This window comes from Kribbella qitaiheensis (genome assembly GCF_042657745.1).
Classification (GTDB): domain Bacteria; phylum Actinomycetota; class Actinomycetes; order Propionibacteriales; family Kribbellaceae; genus Kribbella; species Kribbella qitaiheensis.
Genome location: NZ_JBHSKE010000035.1, coordinates 15,089 through 41,528 on the forward strand (window position 1 = coordinate 15,089; position 26,440 = coordinate 41,528).

General features: G+C 68.7%; 24 protein-coding genes. 16 read left to right on the forward strand and 8 right to left on the reverse strand.

Features of this window, described 5'->3' with window-relative positions:
* Positions 1 to 92 precede the first annotated feature (92 nt).
* Positions 93 to 2,591 (forward strand): ATP-binding protein, encoded by a 2,499-nt coding sequence (locus ACFPJ1_RS24735; protein WP_380107406.1) that lies wholly within the window; start codon positions 93 to 95, stop codon positions 2,589 to 2,591.
* A 490-nt stretch (positions 2,592 to 3,081) separates the two neighbouring features.
* Here the strand turns inward: ACFPJ1_RS24735 and ACFPJ1_RS24740 are convergent, their stop codons facing one another.
* Both ACFPJ1_RS24740 and ACFPJ1_RS24745 read right to left on the reverse strand, forming a co-directional pair.
* Positions 3,082 to 4,824 (reverse strand): alpha/beta hydrolase, encoded by a 1,743-nt coding sequence (locus ACFPJ1_RS24740; protein WP_380107408.1) that lies wholly within the window; start codon positions 4,822 to 4,824, stop codon positions 3,082 to 3,084.
* A gap of 115 nt (positions 4,825 to 4,939) precedes the next feature.
* A complete protein-coding gene (locus ACFPJ1_RS24745) occupies positions 4,940 to 5,575 on the reverse strand; it encodes a TetR/AcrR family transcriptional regulator (protein WP_380107409.1) in 636 nt (211 codons plus the stop codon).
* 55 nt (positions 5,576 to 5,630) lie between these two features.
* Here ACFPJ1_RS24745 and ACFPJ1_RS24750 point away from each other — a divergent pair, with 55 nt between their 5' ends.
* The 3 genes from ACFPJ1_RS24750 (at position 5,631) to ACFPJ1_RS24760 (ending at position 7,176) form a co-directional block, all read left to right on the forward strand.
* On the forward strand, positions 5,631 to 5,924 hold the full coding sequence (locus tag ACFPJ1_RS24750; RefSeq protein WP_380107410.1) for a hypothetical protein: 294 nt from the start codon (positions 5,631 to 5,633) through the stop codon (positions 5,922 to 5,924).
* 75 nt (positions 5,925 to 5,999) lie between these two features.
* A complete protein-coding gene (locus ACFPJ1_RS24755) occupies positions 6,000 to 6,431 on the forward strand; it encodes a DUF5655 domain-containing protein (protein WP_380107411.1) in 432 nt (143 codons plus the stop codon).
* Between the two features lie 67 nt (positions 6,432 to 6,498).
* Entirely contained in the window at positions 6,499 to 7,176 is a 678-nt protein-coding gene (locus tag ACFPJ1_RS24760; protein WP_380107412.1) for an alpha/beta fold hydrolase, read from the forward strand.
* Between the two features lie 2 nt (positions 7,177 to 7,178).
* Here the strand turns inward: ACFPJ1_RS24760 and ACFPJ1_RS24765 are convergent, their stop codons facing one another.
* Positions 7,179 to 7,571, reverse strand: a complete 393-nt coding sequence (locus tag ACFPJ1_RS24765; protein ID WP_380107413.1) for a cupin domain-containing protein — start codon at positions 7,569 to 7,571, stop codon at positions 7,179 to 7,181.
* Positions 7,572 to 7,623: 52 nt separating this feature from the next.
* On the opposite strand from ACFPJ1_RS24765, the gene ACFPJ1_RS24770 reads away from it, so the two are divergent.
* The gene (locus ACFPJ1_RS24770; RefSeq protein WP_380107414.1) at positions 7,624 to 8,607 is read left to right on the forward strand and encodes a GlxA family transcriptional regulator; all 984 of its coding nucleotides are present in this window, start codon (positions 7,624 to 7,626) and stop codon (positions 8,605 to 8,607) included.
* Positions 8,608 to 8,654: 47 nt separating this feature from the next.
* Here the strand turns inward: ACFPJ1_RS24770 and ACFPJ1_RS24775 are convergent, their stop codons facing one another.
* Positions 8,655 to 9,269 (reverse strand): GNAT family N-acetyltransferase, encoded by a 615-nt coding sequence (locus tag ACFPJ1_RS24775; protein ID WP_380107415.1) that lies wholly within the window; start codon positions 9,267 to 9,269, stop codon positions 8,655 to 8,657.
* Positions 9,270 to 9,366: 97 nt separating this feature from the next.
* Complete coding sequence (locus ACFPJ1_RS24780; RefSeq protein WP_380107417.1) at positions 9,367 to 10,566, reverse strand: DUF418 domain-containing protein; 1,200 nt, start codon at positions 10,564 to 10,566, stop codon at positions 9,367 to 9,369.
* Between the two features lie 221 nt (positions 10,567 to 10,787).
* Between ACFPJ1_RS24780 and paaA the strand changes: the two genes are divergently transcribed.
* The 6 genes from paaA to ACFPJ1_RS24810 all read left to right on the forward strand — a co-directional run bounded on the left by paaA (position 10,788) and on the right by ACFPJ1_RS24810 (position 15,196).
* Positions 10,788 to 11,717 (forward strand): 1,2-phenylacetyl-CoA epoxidase subunit PaaA, encoded by a 930-nt coding sequence (paaA, locus tag ACFPJ1_RS24785; RefSeq protein WP_380107418.1) that lies wholly within the window; start codon positions 10,788 to 10,790, stop codon positions 11,715 to 11,717.
* Complete coding sequence (gene paaB, locus ACFPJ1_RS24790) at positions 11,714 to 11,992, forward strand: 1,2-phenylacetyl-CoA epoxidase subunit PaaB (RefSeq protein WP_380107420.1); 279 nt, start codon at positions 11,714 to 11,716, stop codon at positions 11,990 to 11,992. Before paaA ends, paaB begins: the two co-directional genes overlap by 4 nt.
* Complete coding sequence (gene paaC, locus ACFPJ1_RS24795; RefSeq protein ID WP_380107421.1) at positions 11,989 to 12,729, forward strand: 1,2-phenylacetyl-CoA epoxidase subunit PaaC; 741 nt, start codon at positions 11,989 to 11,991, stop codon at positions 12,727 to 12,729. Before paaB ends, paaC begins: the two co-directional genes overlap by 4 nt.
* Positions 12,726 to 13,217, forward strand: a complete 492-nt coding sequence (paaD, locus tag ACFPJ1_RS24800) for a 1,2-phenylacetyl-CoA epoxidase subunit PaaD (RefSeq protein ID WP_380107423.1) — start codon at positions 12,726 to 12,728, stop codon at positions 13,215 to 13,217. The genes paaC and paaD overlap by 4 nt, the downstream gene beginning before the upstream one ends.
* A gap of 1 nt (position 13,218) precedes the next feature.
* Entirely contained in the window at positions 13,219 to 14,301 is a 1,083-nt protein-coding gene (gene paaE, locus ACFPJ1_RS24805; protein WP_380107424.1) for a 1,2-phenylacetyl-CoA epoxidase subunit PaaE, read from the forward strand.
* An 85-nt stretch (positions 14,302 to 14,386) separates the two neighbouring features.
* Positions 14,387 to 15,196 (forward strand): metal-dependent hydrolase, encoded by an 810-nt coding sequence (locus ACFPJ1_RS24810; RefSeq protein ID WP_380107426.1) that lies wholly within the window; start codon positions 14,387 to 14,389, stop codon positions 15,194 to 15,196.
* 112 nt (positions 15,197 to 15,308) lie between these two features.
* Here ACFPJ1_RS24810 and ACFPJ1_RS24815 read toward each other — a convergent pair whose 3' ends face one another.
* A complete protein-coding gene (locus ACFPJ1_RS24815; protein ID WP_380107427.1) occupies positions 15,309 to 16,499 on the reverse strand; it encodes a hypothetical protein in 1,191 nt (396 codons plus the stop codon).
* Positions 16,500 to 16,902: 403 nt separating this feature from the next.
* On the opposite strand from ACFPJ1_RS24815, the gene dapA reads away from it, so the two are divergent.
* The 3 genes from dapA to ACFPJ1_RS24830 are packed head-to-tail and all read left to right on the forward strand — an operon-like array spanning position 16,903 to position 20,557.
* Positions 16,903 to 17,817 carry a 4-hydroxy-tetrahydrodipicolinate synthase gene (dapA, locus tag ACFPJ1_RS24820; RefSeq protein ID WP_380107429.1) on the forward strand — a complete coding sequence of 305 codons (915 nt, stop codon included), beginning with the start codon at positions 16,903 to 16,905 and terminating at the stop codon, positions 17,815 to 17,817.
* Entirely contained in the window at positions 17,814 to 19,508 is a 1,695-nt protein-coding gene (locus ACFPJ1_RS24825; protein ID WP_380107431.1) for a ribonuclease J, read from the forward strand. The genes dapA and ACFPJ1_RS24825 overlap by 4 nt, the downstream gene beginning before the upstream one ends.
* Before the next feature lie 17 nt (positions 19,509 to 19,525).
* Positions 19,526 to 20,557: a LacI family DNA-binding transcriptional regulator gene (locus tag ACFPJ1_RS24830; protein ID WP_380107433.1), complete on the forward strand. Its 1,032-nt coding sequence runs from the start codon at positions 19,526 to 19,528 to the stop codon at positions 20,555 to 20,557.
* Between the two features lie 52 nt (positions 20,558 to 20,609).
* On the opposite strand, the gene ACFPJ1_RS24835 is transcribed toward ACFPJ1_RS24830, so the two are convergent.
* Both ACFPJ1_RS24835 and ACFPJ1_RS24840 read right to left on the reverse strand, forming a co-directional pair.
* Positions 20,610 to 21,605, reverse strand: coding sequence for a fatty acid desaturase family protein (locus tag ACFPJ1_RS24835; RefSeq protein ID WP_380107434.1), 996 nt, complete (start codon positions 21,603 to 21,605; stop codon positions 20,610 to 20,612).
* A gap of 198 nt (positions 21,606 to 21,803) precedes the next feature.
* On the reverse strand, positions 21,804 to 22,514 hold the full coding sequence (locus ACFPJ1_RS24840) for a GAF domain-containing protein (RefSeq protein WP_380107436.1): 711 nt from the start codon (positions 22,512 to 22,514) through the stop codon (positions 21,804 to 21,806).
* Between the two features lie 107 nt (positions 22,515 to 22,621).
* Here ACFPJ1_RS24840 and ACFPJ1_RS24845 point away from each other — a divergent pair, with 107 nt between their 5' ends.
* Both ACFPJ1_RS24845 and ACFPJ1_RS24850 read left to right on the forward strand, forming a co-directional pair.
* A complete protein-coding gene (locus ACFPJ1_RS24845; RefSeq protein WP_380107437.1) occupies positions 22,622 to 24,184 on the forward strand; it encodes an alkaline phosphatase D family protein in 1,563 nt (520 codons plus the stop codon).
* A gap of 151 nt (positions 24,185 to 24,335) precedes the next feature.
* Entirely contained in the window at positions 24,336 to 26,396 is a 2,061-nt protein-coding gene (locus ACFPJ1_RS24850; protein WP_380107438.1) for a prolyl oligopeptidase family serine peptidase, read from the forward strand.
* Positions 26,397 to 26,440: the final 44 nt, after the last annotated feature.

The following is a 26,440-nucleotide window of genomic DNA, read 5'->3' on the forward strand; positions in this document are numbered from 1 at the left end:
GGATCGCCTGACAATGCGGTGCGGTAGGGGATACCTTCAGGGGGTGCGTGGCGACCGCCACACACGAGGTCGGAGACTGGGTGGGCCGTCCTTTGCCATCAGACGGGTCTCGCCGCGGCTCGGACGATGCCCAGCCAACGGGTTTCGGTGACCTGCTCCGCCGGCACCGGCGCGACGCCGGATTGTCACAAGAGGGGCTGGCCGAACTCGCCGGCCTGAGTGTCGACGCGATCGCGGCCCTGGAACGGGGTCGTCGTCGAGCGCCCAGACCACACACGCTGAGGCTGCTCGGAGACGCTCTGAAGCTCGGCGCGCCCGATCGCGCCCAGTTGACCGCCGCTGCTCGGCGCGACGCCGACCCGGGCCAGCGCACGACCCTGCGTCCGACGCCTGTCCCCGCGAACGAACTCGTCGGCCGTGCCACCGAGCTCGCCGAAGCCGGCCGGCTCCTCGGCGAGCGGGCCACCCGGCTGCTGACCCTTAGCGGACCGGGCGGTGTCGGCAAGACCCGCCTCGCGCTCGCGGTCGCCGGGGGAGTGGCCCCGAAGTTCGACGACGGGATCTGCTGGGTACCGCTCGCACCGGTCTCGGATCCGGCCGCGGTCGCGGCGACCATCGCGGCGTCGACCGGGCTGCACCCGCTCGAAAGTGGGCGGCTGGTCGAGGAGATCGCGGCCCAGGTCGGCACGCGGAGTCTGCTGCTCGTGCTGGACAACTGCGAACACGTCGTCGCCGACGTCGCGCTGATCTGTGCCACCCTGCTGGAGCGTTGCCCTAACCTGTCGGTGCTCGCGTCGAGCCGTGAACTGATGAGAGTCCCGGGCGAGAGCGTTTTCGTCGTACCGCCGTTGGCGCTGCCGGCGACCGAGGACCAGCTGGAGAGCTCGCCCGCGGTCAAGCTGTTCGTGGATCGCGCGACCGCACGAGGCCATGCCCCGGCCGAGCAGATGGAGCAGGTCGCCCAGGTGGTCCGCAGGCTCGAAGGCATGCCGCTCGCGATCGAGCTGGCCGCAGCCCGGACGAATGTACTCACCGTCGAGGAGCTCGCTGCCGAGCTGGAGAGCTCGTTCGCCATCCTGGCCGGCGGGAGCACCACCGCCGGGCCTCGGCAGCAGTCGCTGTACGGCGCGATCGAGTGGAGCCACGAGCTGCTGACCCCGGCGGAGCGGGAGATGTTCGCTCTGCTGTCGGTGTTCGTCGGCGGGTGGACGCTGAACGCGGCCGCCGCCGTCCTCACCGGCACCGTCAGCCCTGGGCCCCTCGAGCGGGCCCGCGCGCTCGACCTGACCAGCCGGCTGGTCGACAAGTCCCTGATCAGGGTCAGCCGCGACCACGGCATCGCGCGGTACGACATGCTCGCCGTGATCCGTGAGTTCGCCGCGGACCAACTGGTGGCCTCTGGCCGCTTCGAGGAGACCGCCCAGCACCACAGTGCCTTCTACACGGCGTTGGCCGAGGAGGCTGAGACTCACCTGCGCGGGTCGAACCAGGCCGACTGGCTCGACCGGGTGGACGGCGAGCTGGACAACCTCCGCTGCGCGATGACCTGGTCGCTGCGATCCGGCACGAACGGCGAAGCGCTCCGCCTTGCCGGTGATCTCTGGTTGTTCTGCTACCTGCGCGGCCACTACGGCGAAGGCGGCGAATGGCTGGAACGCGCCCTTGCCCTGCCGGACGCCTCCGACCCGGCACTGGCGTCGTACCGGGCGAAGGCCTGGCTCGGCGCGGGCATGCTCGCCTTTCTGCAATGCGAGTACGAGGTGGCCACCACCCGGCTCGAGTCCGCCCTGGCGCAGTACAAGGAGCTCGACGACACAGCCGGTACTGCACTGGTCATGCAGCGCCTGGGTGGAGTCGCCCGGGAGCGTGGTGACTACGTGACCGCGGAGAACCTGCACTGCCAGAGCTACGACCTGTTCGAGAGCCTGGGGGACCGGTCGGGGATGGCCTGGGCGCACAACCACCTGGGGTTCGTCGCCTGGCTGCGCGGTGACCTGGAGGTCGGAGCCCGGCGCTGCCGGAAGGCCATGAACAGCTTCCGCGTGCTCGGCGACAGCGAAGGCCAAGCCTGGGCGTTGATCAGCCTCGGCACGATCGCGCAGTACAGCGGTGAGCTGACCGAGGCGGAGGACCTGCTGCAGGAGAGCCTGGCGCTGTCCCAGCGGCTCGGGTACCGCGAAGGCATCGCCTGGTCACTGAACCAGTTGGGCATCGTGGAACGCCGCCGCGGTTTCACCGAGCGTGCGGTGCACCTGCTCGACGAGAGCCTGGCCGAGCACCGGGATCTCGGCGACCGCTGGCGTTCCGCGAGCGTGCTGGAGGAACTGGCGACGGTCGCCCGGCAGCGGAACCGGACGGAGTACGGCGCCTTCCTGCTGGGTGCCGCGGACGGGATCCGCGAGGTCATCGGGGCACCCGTGCCCGAGGTGGAGAAGGCCGACCATCTGGAGACCCGCCAGGCGATCGAGCAGTCCCTCGACCGCCGGGCCTTCCGCGCCGCCTGGTCCGCCGGCCGATCCGCCCCGCTGGCCGCTGTCGCCGACGGCTACCCGGGCCGGGCCCAAGCGTCCGACCGCTCCACCTGGCTCTGAGACACGCGGCTCCTCGGGCGCCGCTTGCTCACTGTCTGTAGGCGACGGTGGACATTGGAATGCCCGTACTCCGGGGCCGCCCCGCCGCGGAGTACGGGCAAATCTGGCCTCGCGAGGCACCACGACCTGGGGGATCGAAGGTACCCCGCGAGGGATCTGAGAGCGGGCTGGACAAGCGAGAACGGGTCCCGGCCGGCTGTGTCTCTGTCTGACCCCCCAGGCAGTCCCCCCACACCACAGCCGGCCGAAGCCTCGTTGGCGATGTTCCCCTTACGCCGAGCCCTCCCGGTCGGCGCTTGGTTCTCCCGCGCTGACTCAAGGCTGGCGTGGTCACGCTCTGTCGCACAGGGACGAAACCCTGACAATGCCCTGACAAAGACGTACTGACAACGAAAGCCTGGTCACGACCTTGCCGATCGTGACCAGGCGTTTTCCCTGTGTGCCGGAATTGGATCCGAAAGTGCGGTTAATTCACGACGTGAACTGCCAATTAACGCAGATAGCCGGAGATCGCCCTGGTGAATCCGGCGACCCGGCCCAGTGGCGCGCCCTCGGCATAGTCGGTGGAATACGGCGCGGTCGGGGCCGGAATTCCTTCGCCCGCGCAGGTGGTGTCCTCGGCCGGCGCCTTCCCGGTGGTGAGGAAGGTGTTGACGATCTTGTCGGCGCACTTGTTCACGCCGCCGTAGATGCCGTGGTCGCCCTCGCCGGTGATCGTGAGCAGCCGTGACCCGGCGTACCGGCTGTGCGCCGACTTGGCGAGCGAGATGTTGGTGGCGGGGTCGTGCACCGACTGCACCATCAGCGTCGTCGGCAGTCCCTTGCCGGTCGGGACGGGCATCTCGAGCCGCGGCCGATCCCAGTAGAAGCAGGGGTTCTCGTTCATGCCCCAGCCGAGCAGGGGATAGCGCGGTCCGAGCCGGGCGGCCAGCTGGTCACCGACCTCGCGGCCCTGCGGCCAGGCGGTGTCGTTGCAGGTGACCGCGGTGAAGGTCGCGTTCTCGGCGCTCTCCGCGAAGGGCCGGCCGAGCTGGCCGCCGGACTGCCGCAGACCGAACGGCGCCAGGCCGACCATATGCCGGGTCGCGCGCTCGACGAGTTGCCGTTGGCGGGCCATCGGGAGCTCGTCCACTTTCCGTTGCGCGGCCCGCGGTCCGCCTTTACTCTGAGCCGCCGAAAGCTCACGCAGAAATGCCAGGTCGAGAGCTAGCGACGGGAAATCCATCTTTGTATACATATCCCCGGCGACGATGTTGTCCAGGGCGTTCTGGTCGTAGCTGATCTTCACCGACCCGTCCAGGAACTCCTCGACCGCCGGCTGCTTTTTCAGGTCCGCCCGGAGTCGTTCATAGGTCCTGATCACCAGCCGTGGAGAACTTCCGAGTTTCAGCTTCGCGTCGTACTTCGCTGCCCAACTCGCGAAATCCTCGCGGAATCGGCGCTCGAATCCCTGCGGCTGCGCACTGAACGTATCCAGCCACGGCCTCGTGAAGTCGGTGTTCGAGTCGAGCACGAAGCGGCCGACGTGCCCGGGGAAATAGGTCTGGTAGTACGCGCCCAACCAAGTGCCGCCGGAGTAGCCGACCCAGTCGATCTTGTGGAAGCCGAGCAACTGGCGGATCAGGTCGATGTCCTGCACGGTCTGGGCAGTGTTCACGTACGGCAGCAACCCGCGCGACTGGCGGGCGCAGTACGGGCCGGTGAGGCGCGAGGCCTCGGAGATCAGGTCGAGGTTCCACGGGTCGCGGTCGCGCGCGTCCATCGTGTAGCCCGGCGCGCCCTCGCAGGTGACGTTGTCGCTGTCGCCGGTGCCGCGCGGGTCGAACCCGACGGTGAGGTGGTCCTTGGCGAGCTCCTTCTGGCTTGCCAGGTACGGCGCCATGCCGAGTCCCGCGGCGCCGGGGCCGCCCGGGTTGCCGAACACGACCCGGCTCGGCTTGCCCTTGGCCGGGGCGACCTTGCTGATCGCGAGCTGGATGTCCTTGCCGGAATACTGGTTCGACCAGTCGCGCGGGGCGGCGATCTTCGCGCAGTACGTGCGTAGTTCCGGGTCGCCGCACTGTTTCCAGACCGGCTTCTGGTCCAGGTACCGCTTCGCCACCTTGTTCGGCCCCTGCTGCACTCGCGGTTGTGCTTGGGGAGCCTCGACCGAGGCGGTCGCTCCGGAGCCGGGGATCACCAGTAGTGCCGTAGCACTGATACCGAGGCCGACGGCCAGGGTACGGAACTTCATACATCCTCCAACGGATGGCCAAGCGTGATCGGACCGTCGCAATCTGTCATGTCAGGGTGTGACGGTCGAGCACCACCCCCGGCCCGTCGCGGGATGCTGCGAGTGATAGTGGAGATCAGGTCTCGCAGAGTTGGGGGAAGAGGGTCTGGAGGGTCCACTTCTCCCAGTCGGCGGGCGTCCAGTGGCGCTCGTCCACGAGGAGCAGGTAGAGCTCGGGGCTGAGGAGTCCGAACAGCACGTCCGCGGCGTGCTCGACGGCGATGCCCGGGTTGGCGCCCGGCTTGCTCAGTAGGGCGGTTGCGGCTGCGGTCTGCACGGTGAGGCGCGGGTCCTCCTGCTGGTCCGGCCAGAGCTCCCCGATCGCGGGATCCGTCGACGCGGCGGCCGCCAGCATCTTCATGATCGGCGCCACTCGTTCGAGCACCGCCCTGGTCCCGCTGACGTGCCGGCGCAACTGCTCCTCCGCGGTCTCCGCGGCCAGCGCCTCGCGGAACCACGGCCGGTCCAGGGTCGCGACCGGCTCGTCGTCACCCGCGATCGTCCGGTCCACCAGCTCCTTCAGCACGGTCTGCTTGTTCCCGAAGCTGTAGTAGATCGTCTGCACCGCGCACCCCGCCAACGTGGCGATGTCCTGCAGCGCGGTCGCGCCGTACCCGTCGCGCACGAACAGTTCGCCGGCCGCGTCGAGGATCCGGCCGCGGGTCAGCCGCGCCTTCTCGGAGCGTCCGTCACTCTTCTTGACCTGGATCATGTTTGTAGTCTATCTCTAGAGTTAATCACTAGAGTCCACCTACAAGGAGTTTGCGATGACTATCTTGCGCCTGACCCGTTTCAGCCTGAAGCCGTCGGTGGATGCCGACGCGATGCTGAAGACCCGGGCGGACCTGATCGACGCGGTGCGCGCGCAGTTCTCCGGCCTGACCGAGACCCGTCTCGCCAAGGTCGACGACACCACCTGGCTCGACCTGTGGCGCTGGGAGTCCGCCGAGTCGCTCCAGACCGCCCTGGCCGGCGCGCCCGCCCTTCCGCAGGCCCGGGCCGCGTTCGCGCTGATCGAGGACGCCACCGAGGAACGGATGGAACTGGTCGAGGAACGCTGACCCGTGGTGGGCGCGCTCGCGCCTGGAGCGTGCCCACCCCGTCCTGTCGGCGGCCGGTTCTAGGGTGGACGGGCGATGGATGAGTTGTGGACCTGCGAGAAGTGCGGCCGGACGTTCGCCAACCGGAACCAGTCGCACACCTGCCGTGCGCTCGGTGACCTCGCCTCGCACTTCGATGGCAAGGACCCGGCCGTGCGGGAGACCTTCGACCGGATCGTCGAGGTGGTGCAGGGGTTGGGGCCGGTTGAGGTACTGGCGGAGAAGACGCGGATCGCCCTGCACGCACGGATGAGCTTCGCCGCCTTTACCCCAAGGATCCACTGGCTCGACGGCCACGTAGTACTGGCCGAGCGCCTGGACAGCCACCGCTTCACCAAGGTCGAGGTCTACTCCCCGCGCAACGTCCTCCACGCCTTCCGCCTCCGCAGCCCGTCAGAGGTCGACGCCGAGGTGATCGACTGGTTCACGCGCGCCTACGCCGTCGGCCGCCAGCAGCACCTCAGGTAATTGCGTTTCCCCTGGCCCCGCGCGGGTGGATGCTGTGGGTCTGTTGCTGACGGAAGGGGATGGTCGGATGAAGATTTCGCTCGAAGCGGGGGAGTTCCACTACGTCGAGTACGGCGAACAGGGGGCTCCGCCGATGGTGCTGGTGCACGGGATGGGGTGGAGTTCCTCGACCTGGGAGCAGGTAGCACCGACCTTGGCGAAGACCCGGCGGGTCATCGCCCTGGACCTGCGGGGCCACGGTGAGAGCGTGTGGACCCCGACGTACTCCTTCGAGCAGATGCGGGACGACCTGCTGGAGTTCGCCGATCGACTCGGGCTCGGCAAGTTCCTGCTCTGCGGTCATTCGATGGGGGCGAGTGTCGCTTGGCTCTTCGCTGAGCGGTACGTCGATCGCCTGACCGGACTGGTCATCGTCGACGCGGCGCCGCCAGACGGGGAGGGGGACTGGACGGTCCCGCCGAAGCCGGAGGGGGAGCTCATCGCCGACTGGGAGATGCTGACCGCGATCTACGGTCAACAGGCGAAACCGGATCCCGCTTGGTGGACGGACCTGCCGAAGATCACCGTCCCCACCCTGATCGTCGGAGGTGGCTCCACGAGCAAGGTCCCGCAGGAGTCGCTGGCCGCCGCCGCAAAGCTGCTCCCGGACGCCACCCTCGTGACGGTCGAGGGCGCGGGTCACCACGTGCAGACCGCCAAGCCCGCCGAACTCCTCGCCGCCATCGAGCAATGGGTCAAGGACTGAGGTCAGTCCTCCAAGGGCACACCGGTGTGGGTCTTGATGTGGTCGGGGATCGCGTCGTGGGAGTCGCCGGTGGTGGGAGTGCCGGCCGGGTCGATCACCACGATCGAGGCGCCGCCGTCGGAGAACGGCCGGTGGTAGACACCGCGGGGTACGACGAAGACACAGCCCGGCGTCAGTGAGACGACGCGCTCGTCCGGGTCGCGCAGCGCGATGCTGAGCTGGCCGTCCAGCACCAGGAAGAACTCGTCCGTGGTGTCGTGCACGTGCCAGACGTAGGAGCCCGCGACGTGGGTCACGCGGACGTCGTAGTCGTTGATCCGCGCCGCGATCCGCGGGCTCCACAGCTCGTCGAAGGTCTTCAGGGCGGCGTTCAGGTCCACAGGTTCGGTAGTCACCTGATCATCGTCACCGCGTGCGCCCGGTCGGCGTGAGTGCTAGGAATAGCGTATGCCGAAAGAATCCTCGCACGACCGCGCGCATCGGGTCGCGGTGATCGTCGACCACGGCTCGAACCCGTTCGAGCTGGGCGTGGCGACCGAGTTGTTCGGCCTGCGCCGCCCGGAGCTCGACCGCACCTGGTACGACCTCATCCTCTGTACGCCGGAGCCGGCGATCCGTCTGGCGACGGGATTCTTCACGCTGACCGGTGTCGCCGGGCTCGATCAGGTCGACGCCGCGGACACGGTGATCGTGCCGAACCGCCCGGATCCCGAGGTGCCACCGTCGCCCGCGGTGCTGGACGCAGTACGACGGGCTGCCGCGCGCGGGGCCCGGCTGGTCAGCTTCTGTACGGGTGCCTTCACGCTGGCGGCGGCCGGCGTACTCGATGGGCGGCGGGCGACCACGCACTGGCGGTGGGCTGAGCTCTTCTCCACCATGTTCCCCGCGGTGAAGCTGGAGCCGGATGTCCTGTTCGTTGACGACGGCAACGTTCTGACGGCGGCCGGGAGTGCGGCGGCGCTGGACCTCGGGCTGCACATCATTCGCTGCGACCACGGCGCCGAGGTGGCGAACGCGGTCAGCCGGCGACTCGTCTTCACCGCGCATCGCGATGGCGGCCAGCGCCAGTTCATCGACCAGCCGGTCCCGCCGGTAGCCGACATATCGCTAGCTCCGCTGCTGGCTTGGGTCCGGGCAGAACTGGCGAGCCCGCTGACGATCGCGGACATCGCAGCCCACGCGTCGATGAGCCAGGCGACGTTGCACCGGCGCTTCCAGGCTGAGCTCGGGACAACGCCGCTCGCCTGGCTCACCGCCGAACGCGTCGCGCTCGCATGCCGCTTGCTCGAAGCCGGCGAGGTTCGCCTGGACGCGGTGGCCCGGCATTGCGGACTGGGTACGGCGACCAACCTGCGGATTCAGCTGAGGCGCCGTACCGGGTTGACTCCGACCGACTATCGCCGCCGCTTCAGCCTGGCGAGCCCGGGGTGAACGTTCGCCCCTTCAACGATCCCCAGCGACTCGAGGCGGGCGACTGATCAGTCGTCGGCCGGAGCGGGATCCGTGTGGAGGCGGATCTGCTTGACGCGGACGGAGCCGTCGCCGTACAGGTCGAGCTCGCGGTGGGCACCGTCGGCCCCCCACCCTGACTCGGTGTAGAAGCCGCGGAGGACATCGTCGGTGGAGTTCACCCAGACGGTGACGCGGCTGAAGCCGTCGGCGCGGATGGTGTCGACCACCGCGTTCAAGAGGCGCGAGCCGTGGCCGGCGCGGGTGGCCTCCGGGTCGACCGCCAGCTCGGCTACGAGAGCGTCGTGGCGCGGGTCGGCGTCCGGGTCGTCCGATGCGGTGATCGCGGCGAAGCCGACCAGCGTGCGACCTGCCAGCGCCACTAGGACGCGGTTGCGGGCCTCTCCGGGAGCGAGCAGGGCGGCCCGCCACTGGGCGGCGAACTGGGCTGGGTTGAGGTCGGCGAGCACGTCGGCCGGGAGCAGGTTCTCGTAGGCACGGCGCCACGCGGCGACCTGGATCTCACCGATCGCGTCAGCCTCGGCGGGCAAAGCCAGCCGCACACTCGACTCGGCGATCGGATCCTCCGACGCGCCCATCGAGGACAGGTTGGCCGGTTCCGGTACGCCGAAGTCGCTGCTCATGCGGCCCATCCTTTCAAAGTGCCCGGCAACGGCGATCGGCAGGACACCCGTCGGGGAGGTGTCCTGCCGATCGCGGTCTCGGTAGGTCAGCCCGTTCTCAGTAGGTCAGGCGGCGGAGCACGGTCTCGGCCGGACCGCGGTACGAGTGCTTCTTCATCTGGTAGGCGCCGATCACCGAGATGGTCCAGACCGTGATCGCGGCACCCGCGGCAGTGAAGGCGGTGTTGCCGAGCCGGTCACCCAGGTTCAGCGTGAACGGTGCCAGCAGCAGCATCCACGCGACCGACTGGAACAGGTAGCCGCTCATCGAACGCTGGCCGAGCGCCGAGATCGCCGTGATCGGCAGGCCCAGCTGGTCCGGGCGGCGGTTCGCCGTGAGCTTGCCGACCAGCAGGGCGAACAGTGCGATGTACCCCGGGCCGCCGAACTGGCCGCTGATGTTGTGCAGGAAGCTCATCGCATCTACCGCGGCAGCGTCGACGTGCAGCCAGCCGGCCGAGACCAGAGCGAGAGGCAGACCACCCAGGACGGTGATGCCCATGCAGGTCGCGGCGACGCGGACCAGGAGGGTGCGGTGAGCGCGCGGGTTCTCCAGCAGTTGCTTGCGAGCTGCCCAGATGCCGAGCCAGACGATGACGATGAAGCCGAGCACGGTGGCGGTGTGCAGCGGGTACTCGTGCAGCCGGTCGACCAGGCCGGCGCCGTAGTTCGTGGCGGCCAGGGAAGGGTTCGGGCTGTCGGTCATCGCGTGGGCCGGGCCGGAGCTCTTGGCGATGGCGAGTACGGCCAGCCCCGCGGCGACGATCGTGTAGGCCACCTGGGCTCCCCAGATCCACAGGATGATCCGGTGGAACTTGTCGCCACGATTCAGCAGGAGCAGCGTGCAGAGGATCCCGACGATGCCGTAGGCGCCGAGGAAGTCGCCGAAGTACAAGAGTGTCGCGTGGGCCAGGCCGAAGGCGACCAGCCAGCCGTTCCGCTTGAGCAGGATCTTCCGTACTCCGCTCGCGGTGGTGCCCGCGTTCCGTTGCCGCCTGGCGAGCTGGACCAGCCCGTAGCCGAACATCACCGCGAACACCGGATAGGCGCGGGCGTCGACCAGCGTGATCTTGAGGAAGTTGAGGATCCGCTCGAGCCCGTGCGGGTTCCCGTTCAGTCCGGGCTGTCCGGCGAACGCGAAGTTGGCCGCGTTCGCGAGCCCGATCAGCAACAACATCCCACCCCGGATCAGGTCGGGAGCCAGAGCCCGCTCCCGGCCTGTCACCGGCCCTCGCCAGCCGCTTACCCGCTCAGCCACCTGCGCCACGACAACCACTCCCTCAAACTGTTGAACCCCTGAACTGTTACCTCCATCCTGCTGTCCTGAAGCCCGGCTCCCCATCGCCCTGAGCCCCCTCTTTCCGGTGGTGCCAACACCACTTCTGCAGCCGCCGGAACGCGTGTCCGGAGTACGGGTGGGTTGTGACACTTTTTGTTGGGATGGGGAGGAAGTGTCACATCTGCGCTATGCTCGCGGGCATGGACAGCTTTCAGGCGACGATCGAGGCGGATGGGCGGATCGAGCCGCGGGATGCGATGCCTGAGGGGTATCGCAAGACGCTGATCCGGCAGATCGCCCAGCACGCGCACTCCGAGATCATCGGGATGCAGCCGGAGGGGAACTGGATCAGCCGCGCCCCGTCGCTGCGGCGGAAGGCGATCCTGATGGCGAAGGTGCAGGACGAGGCCGGCCACGGCCTGTACCTGTACGCCGCCGCCGAGACGCTCGGGGTGGATCGTGCCGACCTGCTGGACCTGCTGCACAGCGGCAAGCAGAAGTACTCCAGCATCTTCAACTACCCGACCCTCACCTGGGCCGACATCGGCGCGATCGGCTGGCTGGTCGACGGCGCCGCGATCGTCAACCAGGTGCCCCTGTGCCGCTGCTCCTACGGCCCGTACGCGCGCGCGATGGTCCGGGTCTGCAAGGAGGAGTCGTTCCACCAGCGGCAGGGGTTCGAGATCCTGCACACGCTGTGCAACGGCACCGAGGCGCAGAAGGCGATGGCGCAGGACGCGCTGAACCGCTGGTGGTGGCCGAGCCTGATGATGTTCGGCCCGCCGGACGCGAGTTCGACCCACTCGGAGCAGTCGATGGCGTGGGGGATCAAGCGGCACAGCAACGACGAGCTCCGGCAGCGGTTCGTGGACATGACCGTCCCGCAGGCCGACGTGCTCGGCATCCGGGTCCCCGACGACGGGCTGACCTACGACGAGGAGACCGGGCACTACAGCTTCACCGAGCCGGACTTCGCCGAGCTCTATGAAGTTGTCAAGGGCAACGGTCCGTGCAATCAGCAGCGCCTCGCGCACCGGGTGAAGGCGCACGAGGACGGCGCCTGGGTCCGCGAGGCAGCGGCGGCGTACGCCGAGAAGCAGGCCGCCAAGGCGCAGGGGAGTGCCGCATGATCGAGCCACTCTGGGAGGTCTTCGTCCGGTCGAGGCGCGGCCTGTCGCACGTGCACGTCGGCAGCCTGCACGCGCCGGACGCGACGATGGCGCTGCGCAACGCCCGCGACGTCTACACCCGCCGCCAGGAGGGCGTCTCGATCTGGGTCGTGCCGGCCACCGACATCACCGCGTCGAGCCCGGACGAGAAGGACGAGTTCTTCGACCCGGCCGGCGACAAGGTCTACCGGCACCCGACCTTCTACCAGGTCCCGGAAGGCGTCGACCACCTGTGAACGACCTCTTCGTCTACACGCTCCGGCTCGGGGACGACGCGCTGATCGCGGCACAGCGGACCGCCGAGTGGATCGCGGCCGCCCCGCAGCTCGAGGAGGATGTCGCCCTGGGCAACATCGGGCTCGACCAGCTCGGCCAGGCCCGCTCCCTGCTGCAGTACGCCGGGCAGGTCGAGGGCGCGGGACGCTCCGAGGACGACCTGGCCTACTTCCGCGACGAGCGCGACTTCCTCAACGTGCAACTCTGCGAGCTCCCCAGCGGCGACTTTGCGCACAGCATCGCCAGACTCCTGTACTTCGCGACGTACCAGCACCTGCTCTACGAGGAGCTGCGCGGAGGTGCCGACGAGATCCTCGCGGGTGTCGCCGGCAAGGCCGTGAAGGAGGTCGCGTACCACGTCGACCACGCGACCCAGTGGGTCCTCCGCCTCGGCGACGGCACCGACGAGAGCCACCGGCGCATGCAGGCCGGCCTCGACGCGATGTGGCCGTACACGGCGGAGTTGTTCGCCTCGGACGCCCTGGTGGAGCGCCTGGACGTCGCGGTGGATCCGTCCACCCTGCACGACGAGTGGGAGCGCCGGGTCACCCAGGTGATCGACGAGTCCACCTGCGCCCGGCCGACTTCGACGTACCAGCACTCCGGTGGTCGCGAAGGCCGGCATACCGAACACTTCGGCTACCTCCTCGCGGAGCTCCAGCACGTGGCGCGCTCGCATCCAGGAGCGTCGTGGTGAGCGACACCGCGATCAGCGACACCCAGATCTGGGAGGCGGTCGGCGAGGTCGCGGATCCGGAGGTGCCGGTGCTCACGATCGCGGATCTTGGCGTACTGCGCGGCGTCCGGCGCGACGGTGATGAAGTGGTCGTCACGATCACCCCGACGTACTCCGGCTGCCCGGCGATGGACCTGATCAGGCACGAGGTCGAGCTGACCCTCGACTCGCTCCGCCTCAAAGGCAGGGTCGAGACGGTGTTGTCGCCGGCCTGGACCACCGACTGGATGAGCGACGAAGGCAAGGCCAAGCTGACGGAGTACGGGATCGCTCCGCCGACCGGCAAGCGCGCCGTCGGTGGACCCGTGTCGCTGAGCCTGACAATTCGCTGCCCGCTATGCGGCTCACCTGACACGAGCGAGCTGAGCCGGTTCGGTTCGACGTCCTGCAAGTCGCTGTGGCGGTGCAACTCCTGCCGAGAGCCCTTCGATCACTTCAAGGCGATCTGACATGACGACGATGACCCGTAGACGGGCCACCTTCCATTCCCTGACGGTGAAGGCGATCGACCTGATCACCGACGACTCGGTCGCGATCACCTTCGACGTGCCGGACGAGCTGGCGTCAGAGTATGAGTTCGCCGCGGGACAGCACCTGACCGTGCGGCGGCCGGGAGACGACGTGCGGCGGAGCTACTCGATCTGCTCGCGGGCCGGGTCCGGTGTACTGCGGATCGCGGTCAAGCGGATCCCCGGCGGCGAGTTCTCGTCGTACGCCGCCAGCGGGCTGAAGGTCGGAGACACGATCGACGTGATGACGCCGCTCGGCCGGTTCGGCACCCCGCTGGATCCGGCGAACGCCAAGCACTACGCGTTCGTCGCCGCGGGCAGCGGGATCACCCCGGTGCTGTCGCTGGTCGCGACCATCCTGGCCGTCGAGCCGCAGAGCCGGGTCACCTTGCTCTACGGCAACCGCACCGCCGGTTCGGTGATGTTCGCGGACGACCTGGCCGACCTCAAGGACGTGTACGCCGAGCGGCTGCACCTGGTGCACGTGCTCTCCCGGGAGTCGACCGAGGTCGAGCTGTTCAGTGGCCGGATCGACAGCGACCGGTTGCGCCGGATGATCGACACGATCCTGCCGGTGAAGTCCGTCGACGAGTGGTTCCTCTGCGGGCCGTACGCGATGGTCGTCGGCGCACAGGAGGTGCTGCTCGACGAGGGGGTGCCGCGGGAGACCGTGCATGCCGAGCTGTTCCACGTCGGCGACGAGGCGCCGGTGGCCCGTGTCGAGGAGAACGTGGCTGACGAAGATGCGGCCGAGGTGACTGTGATCCTGGACGGCCGCCGATCGACGTTCCCCCTGGGTGAGCACGCGAAGGCGGTGCTCGACGCCACCCTCGCAGTACGGACCGATGCGCCGTTCGCGTGCAAGGGCGGCGTGTGCGGGACCTGCCGGGCCAAGGTGATCGAGGGGACCGTGCGGATGGACACCAACTGGGCCCTCGAGCCCGACGAGATCCGGGCCGGCTACGTGCTGACCTGCCAGTCCCACCCGACCAGCGACAAGGTCACCCTCGACTTCGACGCCTGACGGTTGCGCCTCCCAGGAACTGTCGGAGTTCGCTGAAATACTCGGCCGCTCACGATGTGAGGGACTGAGGGGGTGGGGCGCCGTGATGGGGCGTTCGCATGCGTTGTCCGGTTGGTGTGCCGGTCTGGCCGTGGCGCCGTTCGTCGGCCTGACCTCGGTGGCTGAGGTGGTGCCGTTCGCCGCCGCGACCGCGGGGTACGCGTTGCTGCCTGACCTCGATCACCCGGGTGCGAGCGCGTCCCGGGTGCTCGGTCCGATCACGGGGTTCGTGTCGGGCGCGGTGCGGGCCTTCTCGGGTCTCCTCTACGCGATCACCAAGGGACCGCGCGACGAGGACAGCACCGGGCGGCACCGGCACGCGAGTCACACCCTCGCCGCGGCCATCGCCCTGGGCTTCCTGACCTCCAGCGTCGGTGCCACTGGCGGCTGGCGCGCAGTACTAGGCGTCGCCTTGTTCGGGCTGATCCTCGCCGCGGACGTGCTCGGCGACTGGGTGCTTACCGTCGTGGTCGGCGCAGGCGCTTGGACACTCGCAGGCACCTGGCTGCCTGGCACTACGGCGGCTCAGGCGCTGCAGGGTGGCCTCGCCGAGATCGGTAGCTGGATCGGCGTCGCGGTCGCCGTCGGGATGTTCGTGCACTGCCTAGGCGACAGCCTCACCCGCTCAGGTTGTCCGTGGCTCTGGCCGCTGCCGATCCGCGGCGAGACCTGGTACGAGATCCGCCTGCCCCGCGGCCTCCGCTTCCGCACCGGTGGCTGGGTGGAGAACCTCCTCATCGCCCCAGCCCTGGTCATCGGCAGCGTTCTCCTGCTCCCCGGCGCCGTCCAGGTCCTTCGCGACTTCCTGGCAGCGTTGCTCTCCACCACCTCGGTCTGGATCGCCGGCTCCAACTAGCCGGGCGTGGTGTGCCGGAGGAGGAAGCTCACGGCACACCACGCCTGGGGTGGAACCTCATGGGTGGCTGGGAGGCGGGCACGAATCCCGGCCACCCACGAGGGATCGAGGGTCAGCTCCCGGCGTCGGGGGCGACCAGGTCCGGCAGTTTGGCGTCGAAGAGCCCGGCGAAGGTCAGGCCGGGCAGGATGTGCCCCTGGTTTGGCGCGCCGGTCACGACGCTGTAGGCCCACTCGACCGTGCGCAGCCGCTGGTTCGGGGTGCCGTGGTGACCGGGGTCGGAGAAGTTGCAGTCGCCGATGCCGTAGAAGACCTGGTTGAAGAGCCGCACCCGCTTCCACTGCATGCTGGCGCCGCGCGAGTGGGACAGGAAGTAGGCGCCGAAGCCGTCGGCCATCAGTTCGGTGCGGCGAGTCGCCTCGGGGCCGGTCAGTTCCGACGCGAACAGACCGTCCTCGTACTGGACGTGGTGACCGAACTCGTGCGAGAGGATCGCCTGCGGCGCCACGTCACCCAGTCCGATCGCCTGGTAGGCCTGCAGGATGCCGTCGCCCATCACGATCTGGTCCGGCAGGGCGGCCAACGCCGGGTTCGGATCGCCGACGCCGCTGAACGCGTAGGCGTTCAGGCTGAGCAGCGGGTGGTTGCGGAACTTCGGCTGCTCGGCCCACGAGGCGTAGAGGTTCGCGAAGTACCTCGAGTCGACGTCGGACCGGTTGTAGATCGTCCGGAACACCTGGTAGAGCGCCGTCCGGTCGGCCATGATCGCGCTGTGCATCGGCTTGATCCTGATGTCACCGGACTGGATGTCCCAGAACTTCTTCACGTCGCGGAAGGTGTGCGTCACCGCGGTGGTGAACTCGCCGTCCAGCCCGTACGGCGAGTTGGCGGGCGTCGCGATCATGCTGCCGTAGCCGGGCAGGTTCGACAGGGTGGCGCCGAGCGCGAAGATCTTGTCCAGCGGGGTCCAGTCGGCGATGGTGGCGGCCACCCAGTCCGTGAGCGGAGTGTTGGGCGAGCAGGCGTAGTCCTCTGGGTCGAGGGCCTTGAGGATCGCGGCCGTGGAGGCGGGCGCCTCCTCCAGGCCGAGGCGTTGCGCGTTGGCCGTCGCGGTGGCCACGATCTCCGGGCCCAGCATCGCGCGAGCCTGCTCCAGCAGGGATCCGGGCTCCTCCGCGGTGGACCCGGCGAGCTGGGTCTGCACGGCGGCGGCCTGGACGGGCGAGGCCTCGGCGGGTATGACCGACAGCGCCGTGAGGCCGAGGGTTGCCAGCGCGACAGGCAACGCGAAGTACTTCTTCATGACGCTCCTAGGGATTCGCCGAGGGGACGGTTCGACGAGTGGCGGGGGACTGAATCATCAGTATTGGCAGCTGTTCTGCGTCGCGTCTCGCCTGCGGGCTGTCGGAATCCGGCATGGCAGATTCCTGACGCTGACACCTCTGTGCCGTTGCCGCGCCGAACGCTCCCGCGGGGGTGAGTAATCGATGCCAGGCCCGAAACTGAGACGATGATCGACGGATGGTGAGCGTTGTGTCACTACGCGTATTTGCAGAAACTTTTCCGGACTTTTTTGGACAAATGTGTAACGACTGCGGGTGGCGGCCCGATAGGACGAGTGAGCCTGGTGGCTGCCCGGACCCCCGAGCGGACAGCCACCAGGCCTACTCATTTCTCGAGGCGGTGGGAGCGGTAATCTGAGCCCCATGTCCTCAGCAGCAACTCCCGCCTCAGCAGCTCTGCCATTCGGCCGGCTGACCACGGCGATGATCACCCCGTTCCGGCCCGACGGCTCGCTCGATCTCGAGGCTGCGCAGAAGGTGGCGACCGCGCTGGTCGACCAGGGGAACGACGCCCTGATCATCAACGGCACCACCGGCGAGGCGCCCACCACCAGCGACGCGGAGAAGGTCGAGCTGGTCCGCGCCGTACTGGCCGCGGTCGGCGATCGCGCGAAGGTGCTCGCGGGCGTCGGGTCGAACAACACGGCCCACAGCGTGGAGTCCGCGAAGGCTGCCGAGGCTGCGGGTGCGGACGGCCTGCTGGTCGTCACCCCGTACTACAACAAGCCCCCGCAGGAAGGCATCAAGGCGCACTTCACCGCGGTCGCGGACGCCACCGGCTTGCCCGTGCTGGTCTACGACATCCCCGGCCGCGCCGGTGTCCCGATCACCACCGAGACGCTGCTCGCGCTGGCCGAGCACCCGCGGATCGTCGCGGTGAAGGACGCCAAGGGCGACGTCGCCGCCACCACCAAGGTGCTCGCCAACTCCGACCTGGCCTACTACTGCGGCGCCGACGAGCTGAACCTCGCCTGGCTGTCGATCGGTGCCGTCGGCATCGCGAGCGTGGTCGCCCACGTCGCCAGTCCGCAGTACCGCGGGTTGATCGACGCCGTCGTCGCCGGTGATCTCGCCACCGCACAGCAGATCGATCGCCGGCTGGTGCCCGCCGTCGAGGCGATCATGACGAGGACCCAGGGCGCCATCATGGTGAAGGCCGCACTGAAGCTGACCGGCGTGATCGAACACGCGACGATGCGGTCGCCGCTGATCGAGGCGACCCCCGAACAGGTCGATTGGCTCACCACCGATCTCAAGACGGCAGGACTGATTGCATGAGTCACCCCCACCCGGAACTGGACGCGCCGGCACCACTAGCGCCCGGCGCGCTGCGGGTCATCCCGCTCGGCGGCCTCGGCGAGGTCGGCCGGAACATGACGGTGTTCGAGTACGACGGCAAGCTGCTGATCGTGGACTGCGGCGTCCTCTTCCCGGACGAGAACCAACCCGGTGTCGACCTGATCCTCCCGGACTTCCAGCCCATCCGGGAGCGTTTGGACGACATCGTGGCGGTCGTGCTGACGCACGGACACGAGGACCACATCGGTGGTCTGCCCTACCTGCTGCGCGAGCGTGGCGACATCCCGGTGGTCGGCTCGCAGCTCACCCTGGCGCTGCTCGAGGGCAAGCTGAAGGAGCACCGGCACCGCAACGTGCCGCAGCAGACCGTGGCCGAGGGCGAGACGGTCCGCTTCGGCCCGTTCGAGTGCGAGTTCGTCGCGGTCAACCACTCCATCCCGGACGCGCTCGCGGTCGCCATCCGAACGCCGGCCGGCATGGTGCTGCACACCGGCGACTTCAAGATGGACCAGTTGCCGTTGGACAACCGGATCACCGACCTGCGCGCGTTCGCGCGGCTGGGTGAGGAGGGGGTCGACCTGTTCTGCGTCGACTCCACCAACTCCGAGGTCCCCGGCTTCACCACCCACGAGCGCGACATCGCACCGGTGCTGGACCGGGTCTTCACCAACGCCAGGCAGCAGCGGATCATCGTCGCCTGCTTCGCCTCCCACGTGCACCGCGTCCAGCAGGTGATGGACGCCGCCGTGAAGCACCGCCGCAAGGTCGCGTACGTCGGCCGCTCGATGGTGCGGAACATGGGAGTCGCCCGGGACCTGGGCTTCCTCAACGTCCCCGGCGACACCCTGATCGACATGCGCGAGCTCGACAACTACCCGCCGGAGCAGGTGGTGCTGGTCTCCACCGGTTCGCAGGGCGAGCCGATGTCGGCGCTGTCGCGGATCGCGGCGAACGACCACCATGTAGTACAGATCCAGCCGGGCGACACCGTCGTACTGGCGTCCTCGCTGATCCCTGGCAACGAGAACTCGGTGTTCCGGGTGATCAACGGGCTGACCCGGCACGGCGCGAACGTGATCCACAAGGGCAACGCGCTGGTGCACGTGTCGGGCCACGCGAGCGCCGGTGAACTGCTGTACTGCTACAACATCGTCAAGCCGCGCAACGTGTTGCCGGTGCACGGGGAGATCCGGCACCTGCACGCGAACGCGGAGCTCGCCCGGCAGACCGGCGTACCGGCCGAGAACGTGGTCGTGGTCGAGGACGGGGTGGTGGTCGACCTGGTCGACGGCAAGGCCGTCGTCGCGGGCAAGGTGGAGTGCGGTTATGTGTTCGTGGACGGGTCGACCGTCGGCGACATCACCGAGACGTCGCTGAAGGACCGCAGGATTCTCGGCGACGAGGGTTTCATCTCGGTGATCGCCGTGATGGACTCTGTCACCGGCAAACTGACAGCCGGACCGGAGATCCAGGCCCGCGGATTCGCCGAGGACGACGCCGTCTTCGACGACCTGCGGCCGAAGATCGAGGCAGAGATCGAGAAGGCGATCGGGAGCGGGGTGGACGACATGTACCAGTTGCAGCAGGTCATTCGCCGCGTGGTCGGCAAGTGGGTCAGCGATACTCACCGTAGACGGCCGATGATCATCCCGGTTGTCGTGGAGAGCTGACAGAAGGGGTGGGCCACGTGAGTTTCACTGGTGTCAATGGAGCCGGGCAGCGCCGGCCCACCATGAAAGAGGTCGCGGCCCGGGCGGGCGTGGCGCTCAAGACCGTCTCCCGGGTGGTCAACGAGGAGCCGAACGTCAGCCCGGAACTGACCGCGAAGGTCCAGGCCGCGATCAAGGACCTGAACTACACGCCGAACGAGAGCGCCCGCATGCTGCGCCGGGGCAAGACCGGCACCATCGCCGTGGTGATCCGCGACATCGGTGACCCGTTCTTCGCGTCCCTCGGCCGCGCGGTCGAGTTGTGGGCCCGGTCCAGCGGCTCGGTCGTGATGATCGGCCTGACCGACGAGGACCCCGAACGAGAGCGGGACGTCTGCCTCGAGTTCGTCGCCCGCCGCCCGGACGCCCTCATCATGGCGCCGATCGGCGAGACCCAGGACTACCTGGCTCCGCACGTGGACGCCGGCATGGCCGTGGTGACGATCGACCGGCCGGCGCACGGGATCGAGGCCGACGCCGTACTGGCCGACAACGCCGGCGGCATCGACCAGGCGATCGACCACCTGGTCCGCCAGGGGCACCGCCGGATCGCGTACCTCGGTGACGACGAGCGGATCTTCACCGCCCGGGAACGTGTCGTCGCCTATCGCGCGGGGATGGCCCGGCACCGGATCGACGTCGACGAGGACCTGGTCCACCTGTCCGAGCCGACCACCGAGGGCATCGGGATCACCCTGTCCGCAGTACTGGACCGGCCGGAGCCGGCCACCGCGATCCTCTCGGCGAACAACATGACCACCGCCGAGGTACTGCGGGGGATGGCGGGCCGCCGCGATCGGGTCGCGCTCGTGTCGTTCGACGACCTGGCGCTCGGCGATCTGCTCAGCCCGGGTCTGACCGCGGTGGCTCAGTCGGCCGACGTGATGGCCCGGACGGCGATTCAGCTGATGACCGAGCGCCTTCCCGAGCCGCATCGCCCGGGCCGGACCGTCCGGGTGCCGGTGAAGCTGACGATCCGGGGCTCCGGGGAGATCCCGCCCTCGAGCTGAAGGCGACAGCGCAGAGGACCGCGATGGCCGCGGTCCTCCGGCTGTTGCTGAGCTAGTTCCGCATCGTGGCGGCGAGCGGGCACTGGAACGGGTCGCGCGCCCGGATACCGACGTTGTTCAGGTAGTCGATGACGATGCGGTACGACTCGAACAGGCCGACCTCGGTGTACTTCACGCCGTGCAGTTGGCAGTACTCGCGAACGATCGGCCGCACCTTCCGCAGTGTCGGCCGGGGCATGCTCGGGAAGAGGTGGTGCTCGATCTGGTAGTTGAGCCCGCCCATCGCGAAGTCCACCATCACACCGCCGCGGATGTTGCGGGACATCAGCACCTGGCGGCGCAGGAAGTCCAGTTTCATCGTGGCTGGCACCAGCGGCATGCCCTTGTGGTTCGGGGCGAACGAGGCGCCCAGGAAGACGCCGAAGAGAGCAAGTTGCAGCCCGAGGAAGGCGCTGGCCTTGCCCATCGGCAGGACGATGTACAGGGCGGCGATGTAGCCGCCGACCCGGGACACGACGACCGCGGCCTCGACGCGCTCCAGCCGGGTCGCCCCGCGCCGGAAGAGGTGCTGGATGCTGGCCACGTGCAGGCTCAGCCCTTCCAGCGTCAGCAGCGGGAAGAACAGCCAGCCCTGGCGATCGCCGAGCCACTTGACCAGGCCGGTACGGCGAGCCACGTGGTCAGGGGTGAAGGCGACCACTCCGATCGCGATGTCGGGGTCCTTGCCCAGTTGGTTGGGTGCGTTGTGGTGCTTGCTGTGCTTGTTGCGCCACCAGGTGACGCTCATCCCGGCGAGTCCGCCGGCCAGCAACCGGGCGGTCCAGTCGTTCCAGGTGGCCGAGTCGAAGATCTGCCGGTGCGCGCTGTCGTGGCTGAGGAAGGCGACCTGGGTGAGGACGACCGCTAGCGCGCCGGCCATCAGCAGTTGGAACCAGGAGTCGCCGAGGAGGATGAATCCGGTGATGATTCCGCCCAGGGCGGCGAGTACCAGCCCGATACGGGTCCAGTAGTAGCCGTAGCGGCGCCGGAGCAGACCTAGATCACGCACAGTGTGTGAGAGGTCGGTGTAGAGACTTGCGTGCCGCGCCTGCGGGCCTTGCGGATGTGTGTCATCCGCGACGAGCTGTGACAATGAGAACGCCCCATCCGGGAGTGCATCGGTCGAGATGCGCTACCGGGTCCAGGGCAGCGCCACGAGAAAGTGGCTGATGCCGTCAACGGAACCACGGCGGGCAGTCGGACGCAACTACTGGGTCAGCAGTGCAGAGGTTTCGAGCGTGCCGTCGAGCACACTGTTGGCCACGGAAGTCAGCCCGCAGCCCCGGCCCCGGGCGTACGAACGCATCGCGGTGAAGGCATCCGGCAGGCTCACGCCGGCTCGCTCGGCCAGCATCCCCTTGGCCTGTTCGATCACGACGCGGCTGTCCAGCGCGTGCTGGAGCTGCCCGGCGAGCTCCTGCTGGCCGCGCAGCTCCCGTTCGTGCAGCAGGCCGATCGTCGCCATGTCGGAGAGGGCTTGCCCGAGCGCGGCGTCCTCCTCGGTGAGCGGACTCGTGTTGGACCGGAACAGGTTCATAGCGCCGATCACCTGGCCGCGGAGTCGCAGCGGCAGCGCGTGGGCGGAGACATAACCACCGGCCGCCGCCGCGGAAGCGAAGTCGGGCCAGTCGGCCAGGTCGACGTTGACGACCGGTACGCCGGTCCGGAAGCACTCCGGGCACGGCCCCTCGTTCTGCTGCAGCTCGAACAGCTCCAGCAGCTCGGCCTGGTCGTCCGACGAGGCCATCACGTGCAGGACGCCATGGTCGTCGGCCAGCATCAGGCCGGCCGCGTCCACGTCGAGCAGTTCGACGGTCGCCTCGGCCAGCATGCCGAGGAAGTCGACCAGGTCGAACTCGGCGACCAGGGTGTCGGCCAATCGGATGAAAACCTGCGTGAGGCGGTGTTCTCTGCTCATTCCCCGGCATTCCCTTTCGGCCCTGACTTCCCTCCATCATCTGCCCACACGCAAGCGCCGGCACACCCTGGCTGAGTTGTCAGGCAGTTCGCTCGAAGGTCACCCCGTTGTCACCCTGGGAGAGCACCTTCGGCTTCATGAACCTGAGCCGCCGCCAGCTGCTGGCCGCCACCGCCGCCGCGAGCGCTACCGTCGCCGTACCGGCCGCGACCGCCGCCGCTGCCCCCAACGTCGTCCGTCGCACCCGGCCCGCCCTGCCGTCCGGGATCGCGAGCGGCGACGTCACTTCGAACTCGGCCGTCGTCTGGTCCCGGACGGATCGCCGCGCCCGCCTCGTCGTCGACCTGACCAGCCACGGCCGGTTCGACAAAGCGGTGCGGCTGCGGGGCCCGATCACCTCGGCCGACGAGGACTTCACCGCCCAGTTGCCGCTGAAGGGACTCCGGCCCGGCCAGCGCTACGACTACCGGATCGGCTTCGAGGACTCGTCCGGCCGGGTCGGCGAGACCGCCGAGGGCTCCTTCAGTACTCCGGGCCGCAACCGCCCGGTGAGCTTCGTCTGGACCGGGGACACGGCCGGTCAGGGGTACGGCATCAACCCCGAGATCGGCGGCATGGTCGCGTACAAGGCGATGCACCAGGCCCGGCCCGACTTCTTCCTGCACTCCGGCGACAACATCTACGCCGACGGCCCGATCGAGGCCGAGCTGAAGGTTGCCGACGGCACCATCTGGAAGAACGTGGTGACCGAGGAGGTCTCCAAGGTCGCCGAGACGCTGGCCGAGTACCGCGGCCGGTACAAGTACAACCTGCTCGACCAGAACGTGCTCGACCTGTACGCCGACGTGCCGATCGTCAGCCAGTGGGACGACCACGAGACGCTGAACAACTGGTACCCCGGCGAGATCCTGACCGACGACCGGTACACCGAGAAGCGGGTCGACGTGCTCGCGGCGCGGGCGCGCAAGGCGTTCCTCGAGTACCTGCCGATGACGCACTCGGCCGGGCGGAACCGGATCTACCGCAAGGTGAGCTACGGCCCACTGCTGGACGTGTTCTGCCTGGACATGCGGACCTACCGCGGCGCCAACCCGGCCCCGGGTGTCGCCGGTCCGGTCGCGATGCTGGGAGCGGAGCAGGCCGCCTGGCTGGTCCGGGAGGTCGCTGCCTCGAAGGCGGCCTGGAAGGTGATCGCCAGCGACATGCCGCTCGGCCTGCTCGTCCCGGACGGCAACGGGATCGAGGCGGTCGCCAACGGTCTGGCCGGAGCGCCTGGTGGCCGTGAGCACGAGATCGCCTGGGTGCTGAGTCAGTTCAAGCGCCGCAAGGTGCGGAACACGGTCTGGCTGACCGCGGACGTGCACTACTGCGCAGCTCACCACTACGACCCGTCCCGGGCGGCCTTCACCGACTTCGACCCGTTCTGGGAACTCGTCGCCGGTCCGGTCAACGCCGGGACCTTCGGCCCGAACGGGCTGGACTCGACCTTCGGCCCGAAGGTGGAGTTCGTGAAGGCCGCGGACTTCCCGAGCCAGCCGCCGAGCGGTGGCAACCAGTTCTTCGGCCACGTCGAGATCGACCCGCGCACCGAGGTCTTCACCGCGTCGCTGCGCAACCTGTACGGCGAGGTCCTCTGGCGCAAGGACCTGAACCCCGCCAAGAAGCACTGACTGACCACCTCTGGGGAGCGGCCCACTCACCGGTCCGGACGCCTGGCGCGGGATGCCGCCCGCCGAAGGTCCGGTGAGTGGGACGCGCAGCCGCCGCCTGCAAGGGAAAACCGGCGGAAGGGAGTCGGTACGGCGTACTAGGTTGGCTGGCATGACCTCTGAGTACCCCGAGAGCCGCCGCGACGAGAGAATCGTCGAGACCCTGCACGGCCGTGAGATCGCCGACCCGTACCGCTGGCTGGAGGATCCCGACTCCGCCGAGACCAAGGACTGGGTCCGCCGTCAGAACGGGGCCACCGAGACCGAGCTGTCGAGCTACCCCGAGCGGGAGTGGTTCCAGCAGACAATGACCGCGATCCTGGCGCGCCCGCGGGCCGGCGTACCGGCTCAGGAGTCCGGCTGGTTCTTCGTCGGCCGCAACGACGGCACCCAGGCCCAGGACGTCGTGTACGTCGCCGACTCCCTGCAGGGGCTGCTCGACGGCGGCCGGGTGCTCATCGACCCGAACAAGCTCTCCGAGGACGGCACCGACTCGCTGGGCAGCTACACGGTCAGCCCGGACGGCCGGTACTTCGCGTACGGCCTGAACGAGAGTGGTAGCGACTGGATCACCTTCCGGCTGCTGGAGGTCGCCACTGGCGCCGAGGTGGACGACGTGGTCACCCAGGCCAAGTTCTGCGAGGCCACCTGGCTGCCGGACTCCTCGGCGTACCTGTACCTGCACTACCCGGCCAGCGGGCGCAGTGAGGGCACCGAGACGAAGGCGCTCGGCGGCGGTCAGCTGAAGCTGCACAAGGTCGGGACGCCGCAGGAGGACGACCAGCTGATCCTGAGCTTCCCGGAGAACGACCGGATCTTCATCGGGCCGGAGGTCTCCGACGACGACCGCTACCTCGTGGTGACGATCAGCGAGGGCACCGACCCGGCGACCCGGCTCTGGCTCTACCCGATCGCGGATGGCGGCCTCGGTGAGCCGATCAAGGTGATCGACGAGTTCCGCGACGAGACCGCCTTCGTCCGCATGTCCGGCGACCGGCTCGTCCTCCGGACCGACCGCGACGCGTCGCGGGGCAGGGTGGTGACCTCGGATCTGGCGGGCACCTTCACCGATCTGATCCCTGAGGGCGAAGGCGCCCTGCAGTCTGTCCGCGGGACCGCGGCCGGCCTGGCCGTGCTGTCCCTGATCGACGCGCAGCCGGTGCTCTCGCTGTACGACCTGGACGGCGGCAACCCGCGGGTGGTCCCGGTGCCCGGTGGGGGAGTCGTGGGCCTGAACGCGTCGCCCAAGCACGACGAGGTTTTCGTCGGCCTGTCGTCGACTACCGACCCGACGGTCTCGTACGTCGTCTCCGCGGCGTCGGGCGAGTTCCGCGCACTGCCTGAGCTCGTGCCGGCGGGTGCGGGCTTCACCTCGCCGGAGATCACCGTGACCCGCCGGGTCGAGCCGGGCCGCGAGGTGCCGTACTTCCTGATCAGCCGGGCCGACCTGACCTTCGACCAGCCGCGGCCCACGCTCATGTGGGGGTACGGCGGCTTCCGCATCCCGGTCCTGGCCGACTACCGGCCAGGCTGGCCCGCCTGGCTCGCGGCCGGCGGCGTACTGGCGATCACCAACCTGCGCGGCGGCGGCGAGTACGGCAGTTCCTGGCATGACGAGGGGCGCCTGGCGAACAAGCAGAACGTCTTCGACGACTTCATCGCGGTCGGCGAGCACCTGCAGAAGACCAAGGTGACCACGCCGCAGCAACTCGCCATCCACGGCCGCAGCAACGGCGGCCTGCTGGTCGGCGCGGTGATGACCCAGCGGCCGGACCTGTTCGCGGTCGCGCTGCCCGGGGTCGGCGTGATGGACATGCTGCGGTTCCACCTGTTCACGGTGGGGGCCGCGTGGGCGTCGGACTTCGGGCTGCCGGACGACGCCGCGCAGTTCGAGGACCTGGTCGCCTACTCGCCGCTGCACAACCTGCGTGCCGGTACGTCGTACCCGGCGACCCTGGTCGTTACAGGCGACCACGACGACCGGGTGGTGCCGCTGCACAGTCACAAGTTCATGGCGACGCTGCAGCACGTGCAGGCCGGCGATCGTCCAGTGCTGAGCCGGATCGAGGTCAACACCGGCCACGGCTTCGGTAAGCCCGCGGCCATGGTTGCCTCGGAATGGGCCGACCTGCTGGCGTTTGCCGCGCACCACACAGGCTTGCGACCGCAGTAGCGGGGTACGACGCTCGTTGGTCCGGAGTGGCTGGTTCTGCTCAG